This window comes from Paenibacillus sp. N119s (genome assembly GCF_059447605.1).
Window position 1 is genome coordinate 1 of the sequence record NZ_JCAJRU010000385.1, and the last position, 2,757, is coordinate 2,757.

The window sequence follows — 2,757 nt, forward strand, 5'->3', positions numbered from 1 at the left end:
CGTTGCTGGTGTGGAGCAAGGAAACCCGGCCACCCTTAATACCAGCGACGGATTTAAAATAACCTGCAACCATGTCGCTTCCTCCTCTCATTTTCCGTTCAATGATCCAAACAGTCTTTATTTTGCGCGATTGCATGCCGAGCGCTCTTATGTATTAGCGGTCAAGACCGACCGAACCTATCCGGGCGGTATGTACCTAAGTGCAGAAACCCCAAAACGTTCGCTTCGCTCCGTCCTAATAAAGGGGGAACCGATGGTCATCGTCGGTGGCGAAGGCCACAAAACGGGTCAAGGAATCTGCACATTTCAGTACTATGAAGCTTTGGAAAAGTTCGCAGAGCAAACATTTGGGTTAAAGGAAATCGCATATCGCTGGTCGGCCCAAGACTTGTACACGTTAGACAAGCTCCCTTATATTGGACAGGAACTATCCGATGTTTCTAACATCCTCGTTGCTACGGGTTATAAAAAATGGGGGATGACGACAAGTGTCGCGGCAGCTTTATTAAATACGAATCTGATAACCAGAAAGGAAAGCCCGTACCGGGATCTTTTCACCCCTTCAAGATTTCATGCAGACCCTGACATTAAAACATTTGTAACTCAAAATGCGAATGTGGCGAAACACTTGATTGCCGGGAAGCTGGAAATCAGCTATAAAAAAGCCGAAGAACTCCAGCAAGACGAAGGCGCAGTCATCCGGGTAAACGGCAAAAGGGCGGGCGCATATCGAGACCCACAAGGAACATTACACCTGGTGGACACTACGTGCACCCATATGGGCTGCGAAGTCGAATGGAACGAGGCGGAAAGAACATGGGATTGCCCTTGTCATGGCTCACGCTATTCATATCAAGGCGAAGTCATTGAAGGACCGGCTAAAAAAGCACTTGGCAAGGTTGAGGTCGAATAGCACGATCTTTCTGAATAAACCTAGTTACGCTGGACAATATACCTTTCAGAGCCATAAAAGAAAGGTGATCCTATGATAAGCCAAGTCCAAATCAAAGCTATTGATATGCATGAGCAAATTTCAACGTACATGATTGAACGTGGCTGGTATCACCCATGGAACGTACACGAGCAGCTGTCGATGGATCTGCAAAATATCAACACTGCATTACAAGCTCCTGTTTTGTAAAACGATGCCCCCCCGGCATGATCCAATGCACGTACTGGCTTATCTATGAAACCAGCAAAGCCGTCTTTACGCTAATTTCGCGTAAAGACGGCTTTAGGTTTATCTCATTCTCTTCGTTATTCCGCTTGCCAATTTGGCATCCGCTCTGCCGGGTAACGAAGGCCCGCGGCCATTCCTTTGGGAATGATGGCGTTAATCGTCTCCATTTCCTCTGCGGACAAGTTTACTTCAACTGCTCCTGCATTTTCCTCTAAATATTTGACCCGTTTGGTGCCGGGAATCGGTACAATTCCCTCTTGCGCAAGCAGCCAGGCCAAAGCCAGCTGAGAAGGCTTGACTCCTTTTTGAGCAGCAAGGTCCTTAACATGCTGCACGAGATCCAGATTCTTTTGGAAATTTTCAGGCTGAAAACGCGGCACAGTGCGACGGAAATCATCTTCTGCGAAATCATCAAACTTCCGAATTTGACCGCTCAAAAAGCCGCGGCCAAGTGGACTGTAGGCCACAAATTCGATGCCCAGCTCCCTACATGTGGGTATAACCCCATCTTCCGCTTCCCTGCTCCATAAAGAGTATTCCGTTTGCAGTGCTGTAATCGGATGTACCTTGTGAGCGCGTCTGATCAGTGCAGGAGACGCTTCAGATAGCCCCAGATAGCGGACTTTTCCCGCTTGGACCAGATCACTCATCGCCCCTACCGTTTCTTCGATAGGTACATTGGGGTCGACACGGTGTTGGTAGTATAAATCAATCACATCTACGCCCAATCTTTGCAGGCTGCGATCACATGCCTGTTTTACATATTCGGGACGGCCGCTTACCCCCATAAATGCACCATCTTCCCCGCGCATAATCGAAAACTTGGTAGCTAACACCACTTCATCACGCCGGCTGCGCAGAACTTGGCTAATCAGTTCTTCATTTTTTCCCACACCGTAGGTGTCGGCAGTATCCCAAAAGTTGATTCCCAGCTCCAACGCACGATGAAGCGTTTTGATTGATTCCTGATCATCCAACTCACCATAATACTCGGACATTCCCATGCAGCCCAGCCCTAAAGCAGATACTTGAAGGTCGCTGTTACCCAGTTGTTTCTTTTTCAATTCTATCACTCCTAAATTGTCAGAATAGTTACGTATTTCCTAATCGCCACGTTACATCCCGTATGTTACTACTTAAAGTTAACTTCAAGTCAAGTGGGATTTCGATATGCTGTTTTCATTTTGTAATTATGTATGAACAGAAGCGCTTCATAGCTTCTGAAAGAGGGTAAAGAAATTCATTTACAGTGCTAAGGCCTCTTCTGTAATCTTTTTGATATCAATGGATGAAGGCGTCTCTTCCTTAACCATATCTGGCAGGATATGTTCCAAAAAATATTCAACGCATTTCAATTTAATATTTTTGATTTTTACAAGTGCATTGCGATACAACACGACAAATTCCTTTTCGGTATTCCCTCGCTGAAGCTCGGCAAACGCTTCATACACCTGATCCATTTTATCCGCAACCTCTAGAATTAAGCCTTCAACCGAATCATCTTTACCCTCTCTTAACTGTTTGCGGAAAATCGCTTTAAAATCCTCTGGAATATTCTCTTCAATAAAATACTCAAT

The 2,757-nt window shown here is 45.8% G+C and carries 4 protein-coding genes; 2 read left to right on the forward strand and 2 right to left on the reverse strand.

Features of this window, described 5'->3' with window-relative positions; translation table 11 throughout:
• A partial coding sequence (locus AC5V8P_RS24935; RefSeq protein WP_495473994.1) for an FAD-dependent oxidoreductase occupies window positions 1–913 on the forward strand: 913 nt, incomplete at its 5' end.
• A 72-nt stretch (window positions 914–985) separates the two neighbouring features.
• The gene (locus AC5V8P_RS24940) at window positions 986–1,141 is read left to right on the forward strand and encodes a spore coat protein (protein WP_081276859.1); all 156 of its coding nucleotides are present in this window, start codon (window positions 986–988) and stop codon (window positions 1,139–1,141) included.
• Window positions 1,142–1,257: 116 nt separating this feature from the next.
• Here AC5V8P_RS24940 and AC5V8P_RS24945 read toward each other — a convergent pair whose 3' ends face one another.
• On the reverse strand, window positions 1,258–2,244 hold the full coding sequence (locus tag AC5V8P_RS24945; protein WP_064797574.1) for an aldo/keto reductase: 987 nt from the start codon (window positions 2,242–2,244) through the stop codon (window positions 1,258–1,260).
• Window positions 2,245–2,424: 180 nt separating this feature from the next.
• Window positions 2,425–2,757, reverse strand: a 333-nt coding sequence (locus tag AC5V8P_RS24950) for a YfbR-like 5'-deoxynucleotidase (protein ID WP_495473995.1), incomplete at its 5' end; no start/stop codon positions are given.

Excerpts from the sequence above, each read along its gene's own strand:
- AC5V8P_RS24940 (WP_081276859.1), top strand. The coding sequence starts at position 986 with ATGATAAGCCAAGTCCAAATCAAAGCTATTGATATGCATGAGCAAATT.